Raw genomic sequence first — 4,444 nt, 5'->3', positions numbered from 1 at the left:
CCCCCCAGCCCGATGAAGGCGCGCACGGTGAGCGCACTCTAGCCGAACGGCCAGTAAGCGGCTGATAATCGGCGGGGCGCTACAGTTCGGCACCGCACCCGAGTGCTCAGGACCGCATCGGTGCCGATTTCGCGGAGAGCCGTCGATTGTCGGACATCAAGTACGCCTATCCCCTCATTCTCAACAAGGTCGCGTCGCCGCACTACGCGACGCCGACGCTACGCCGGGCCAGGCTGATCGACTGGCTCAACGATGCCGCCACCTGCCGCGCCGCGGTCATTGCCGCCGATGCCGGCTACGGCAAGACGACCCTCCTGTGGCAATGGGAGCGCGAGGTGCCGTTCCCCTGCTACTGGTACAAGCTCGATCGCAACGACCGGGACTGGACCTTCCACATCAGCTACCTGATCGAGTCGATCAGCAAGCGCCACGCTGGCTTCGGTCGGCGCGCGCACTCGATGCTCCAGCAGATGGGCGGTCCGGGATCGTCCCGGCCGGGCGTGGCGGCGTACCTCCTGGCCGAGATGCACGAGCGGCTGACCGAGCCGTGCACCTTCATCATCGACGACTGGCAGTACGTCAACGCGGTCACCGAGGTCCGCGGCCTCTGGAACCAGATCCTGCGCGACGCACCGCCGACCTGCCGGTTCGTCTTCGCCTCGCGGGTCAAGCCCCGTCTCCAGTTCGCCCGCTTCAAGACGCACGGCGGCTATGCCGAGCTCAGGACCGATGCGCTGCGCTTCACCGAGTCGGAGATCGGCGAGCTGTTCCGCGATATCTACAACGATCCGCTGGAGCCTGCCGAGGTCGCGGAGCTCGAGCGACGCACCGAGGGCTGGGCCGCGTCACTGCAGCTGGTCGAGGTGTCGCTGCGCGAACGCCCCTCTCCCGAGGAGCGGCGACAGTTCATCCACTCCATCACCGCCACCAAGGACAGCGATCTCTTCGACTTCCTGGCCGAGGAGGTGCTCGACCAGCAGCCCGATGAGACCCGCAACTTCCTCCTGTGCACCTCGATCCTCCAGCAGATCACGCCCGAGGTCGCCGAGCGCCTGGCGGGCGTCCACGACGGCGTCCGCGAGCTGACCGATCTGGAGCAGCGCGGTCTCTTCACCAACCGCCTCGATGAGGTCCGCTTCCGCTACCACAACCTGTTCCGCGAGTTCCTCGAGCGTCGCCTCATCGCCGAGCGGTCGGAGGCCGAGGTCGTCGGGCTTCACATCCACGCCGCCTCGTACTTCGAGACCACCGAGCAGTGGCCGGAGGCGATCCACCACTACCTTCGCGCTGGCCTCCAGCGCCAGGCCGCGCGCCTCATCGCCAAGTACGGCGAAGACGTGGTCGCCGAGGGCCGCCTCGGTCTCGTCGACGAGTGGCTGCAGCAGCTGCCCGAGGAGACGATCAAGCAGAACGCGCGGCTCAGCCTCCTGTTCGGCGAGGCGTGCGGCATCCGCGGCGACTGGGATCGTGCCCTCGAGGCGCTCGAGCGTGCCCGAGCCTACTTCGCCCGCAAGGGCGATCGTCGTCTGGAAGCCCTCGCGTGCCTGAAGCTCAGCTCCGTCTACTCGAACTACGGTGATACGGATCGGGCGGCGCAGGCCGCCGAGGCTGGCGTCGACCTTGTACCACCCGATGCCGTTGCCACGAAGCTTCGGCTTGAAGGCAACCTCGCGATCACCCGGACTTGGCTGAGTGAACCGCTCGGCGCCGTCGTCCGCGAGTGCCAACGCATCGCGGTCGAGGCCAGTACTCGAGGCTTGGAACACTTTGCCGCGATCGCTCTGCACAACGCCGGCGGCGTACTGATGCAAATGGGCAGACTGCCGGAGGCGATCACCCACCTTCAGCGTGCGGCGCACTTTTGGCGTAACCCGCCTACGAGTCCATTCGCAGACAACACCGATTTAGTGCTTGCGCTGCTCGCCTCCGGACAGCCTGATCGCGCTCGCGTCGTCGCTAACGATGCGATTCGACGCACCGCGCCGTGGCCACGACCACTAGCCCATGCACGCTACGGACTCGCGGCTGTACACGCGTTCGACGGGCGATTCCAGACCGCCATAACTGAGCTCAGCGAAGCGCAAGCCAGCGGGGCGGTGACAGGTGGAATGCACGGGATCATCGCCGCACGCTTAGTTGAGGCGATGTACCTAGCAAATTGGTCGAGGGCCGACATCGAGGCGGCTGCGCACGACCTAGATACCCCACCCCAAGACAAGCGCTATCTGCCGGAGTCCGTCGCCGCACGGGCCATAGCGACGCACGTCCAGGAGGGGTGCCGAGGCAAGTGCTTTGAACACCTCGGCGCTCTCGCCGAAGCTACTGCGCGCGGTGAACGACTGATTGTCTTGCTCGCCCGATTGAAGGTTGGCGCAGTCGCGCTGGATCACGGCAACCAACGAATGGCGACCATTAGTTGGGCCACTGCCCGCGAGGTCGTTGAGGCGGGGCTTGCGCCAGCTATGCGGTGGTGGCTTCGTCGCTATGCAGTTTCGAAGACCGCTCGAAAGGTCGCAGCCACCGACAACGGTGCCGCCCTCGTTGCGCAGCTCGCTGAGATGGACCCGGAAGGCTGGCGGATACCTCTTGTCGACTTACTCGGCTTTGCTTCGGGACATGGTCGACAAGCTCTGCTCAATGCAGTCGTACGCCACGCCAATCGAGAGACGACGGAACGCCTGAGATCAATCCCAGGCCCGGACGTTGCCGACGCCCACCGAAAGCTGCAGTACATCCAGGCGACTCGACTGTTCGTCCGCACCTTCGGCAATGTAGCGGTCCACCGCTCTAACTGGAATGGCCCAGAGATACGCATAGACAAGAAGCGAGTGCGCGCCCTCCTCGGACTACTGGCGGCGCATTGTCGCCAGCCCCTGTCCCGGGATGCAGCCATTGACCTCTTGTGGCCCGACGCCGACGGCGATTCGGCGATCAACAGTCTCAACCAGACGGTGTTTCAGCTGCGCCGTTACCTTGACCCGGCTTACCGGGGCGGTGATAGCCCGGAATACATCATCAGCACCGCCGACCAAGTCGCCCTTAACGACGACCTAGTCCATACAGACATTGCCGAGATCCACCGGCTACCGGAGCGACTGTCCGGTGCTGACTGGCAGCATCGTCACGTGGCGGTTAACCGTGTCCTCGATCTTGTTCGCGGCGAGTTCCTCGCCGATTTGCGGTACGAGGATTGGGCTTCACGCCTCCAACTTGCTACGCATACGGACGTCCGCCGCTTTCTGCTCCCGATCGCGGAGTCTGGGCCGGATGCATATTCGACGGACGTCGCCATTCGAGCAGCATCAACACTTCTCGAACTAGATGCCTATGACGAGGCAGCGGTGCTAGCCATGGCCAGCGCTGTAGCGCGGTCCGGCAAGCGCGTGGCTGCTCGCCAAACCATCGTCAACTACGTCGAGCGATTGCGGAACGAGTTTTCAGACGAACCTTCGTCGCATTTCGTGAGCGCCGTGGGCCAACTCGGCGCAGCATCGTCGATCAAGGATGTGTTGACTGACGATCACGGAAGTCCGTCAAGGGCTTGACTACTGCCTAGCGGTCACTCTACAGTACCGCTTGTGACTGGTACTTTCGTACCTTCACTCAACAAGGGACGCCTTGATCCGACGGCCGAATTTGGGCACTTGGGCACGTCGGGGAGCTGGTAGTGCAACCGACCGTTCCGTCACGGAGTGTGTCGGTTGTATGTGGTTAGGTTCAGAAGAGGGCACCTTCTGATGGCAAGAGAGCTCATCAAGGGCTGGTAAAGCCAGCCCAGAGGAGATCGGCATGCGGGCGCAATTGATGCGTATCGGCGCGCTGATATCGGCACTGTCAACGCTCGTTGCGCTTGCACTAGCGGGTGGAGCGGGAGTTCAGGGCTGGTAGGAGGTCGTGGTAGACTCCGGCCGGGCACGACCCATAAACAACGCCGGTGAACACCAACGTTATCCGCCTCATCCTCGCAACCGTAGCCGCCGCAGTTCTCGTAATTGCGGCGGCTACTTTGCTTTTCCCGATTCGGCCGGAGATTGGCGGTGTCCCAGGCCTGGTCTTCTGGACGCTGGCAACACTGGTAGCTAGCGCCCTACCGGTCCGCCTTCCTCGTGGCAGCGTGGTGTCTGTCGGCTCGGCGCCGATCCTCGCTTCCATGATTCTCGGTGGCCCTACCGCAGCGGCCGTCGTGGCGTTCATCGGCACGACGGATGAACGTGAGGTTCGTGGGCAAGTTCCGTGGTACGGGACCCTCTACAACCACTCCGCCGCCGCCGCGTCGGTCGCTGCTGCCGGGATGCTTTACGAAGTACTGGCCGCCGCCCTTGGACGATCGGATCGGATCGTCGAATTTCTGTTCGCGCTCCTAGCCAGCGCCGTGTTTCTCGCTCTCACCTGGGTATTGGCTGTCCTTGCTGTCACGGCCCGCACCGGCGTTCCAACACGAACC

The 4,444-nt window shown here is 63.9% G+C and carries 2 protein-coding genes; both read left to right on the top strand.

Annotated elements, in window-relative coordinates; all coding sequences use genetic code 11:
• Window positions 1–146: 146 nt before the first annotated feature.
• Entirely contained in the window at window positions 147–3,545 is a 3,399-nt protein-coding gene (locus VFH65_RS28775) for a hypothetical protein (RefSeq protein WP_353326457.1), read from the top strand.
• A gap of 389 nt (window positions 3,546–3,934) precedes the next feature.
• A partial coding sequence (locus tag VFH65_RS28770; protein ID WP_353326455.1) for a hypothetical protein occupies window positions 3,935–4,444 on the top strand: 510 nt, incomplete at its 3' end.

The organism is Mycobacterium sp., from assembly GCF_035697385.1.
In the GTDB taxonomy this organism is placed as follows: domain Bacteria; phylum Actinomycetota; class Actinomycetes; order Mycobacteriales; family Mycobacteriaceae; genus Mycobacterium.
Note: the sequence above shows the minus strand (reverse complement) of the source record. Positions and strands in the feature narration are given on the sequence as shown.